Raw genomic sequence first — 615 nt, 5'->3', positions numbered from 1 at the left:
AGAGACGACATGGCCATCGAGCTGAACCAGATCTGGGACTTCCCGATCAAGGAGTTCCACCCCTTCCCCCGCGCGCTGATGGGCGTCGGCGCGCACGACATCATCGGCGTGGAGGCCAAGAACCTCGGCTTCAAGCGCGCCCTGCTGGTGACCACCGGCCTCCGCGGCTCGGGCATCATCGAGGAGCTCATCGGCAAGATCGAGTACCAGGGCGTCGAGGTGGTCCTGTTCGACAAGGTGGAGTCGAACCCCAAGGACTACAACGTCATGGAGGCCGCGGCGATGTACGAGAAGGAGAAGTGCGACAGCATCATCTCCGTCGGCGGCGGCTCCAGCCACGACGCCGCCAAGGGCGCCCGCGTGGTCATCGCGCACGACGGTCGCAACATCAACGAGTTCGAGGGCTTCGCCAAGTCCACCAACAAGAAGAACCCGCCGCACATCGCCGTCTCCACCACCGCCGGCACCGGCTCGGAGACCTCGTGGGCGTACGTCATCACCGACACGTCCGACATGGACAAGCCGCACAAGTGGGTGGCCTTCGACGAGGCCTCCATCGTGACGCTCGCGATCGACGACCCGCTGCTGTACTACTCGTGCCCCCAGCACTTCACG

At 64.9% G+C, this 615-nt stretch carries 1 protein-coding gene; it reads left to right on the top strand.

Features of this window, described 5'->3' with window-relative positions; genetic code table 11:
- Positions 1-9: 9 nt before the first annotated feature.
- The coding region (locus tag FK268_RS23335; RefSeq protein WP_146437830.1) for an iron-containing alcohol dehydrogenase at positions 10-615 on the top strand (606 nt) is incomplete at its 3' end.

The organism is Tsukamurella sputi (assembly GCF_007858445.1).
GTDB lineage: Bacteria > Actinomycetota > Actinomycetes > Mycobacteriales > Mycobacteriaceae > Tsukamurella > Tsukamurella sputi.
This window is presented reverse-complemented; position numbering and strand designations above follow the sequence as displayed.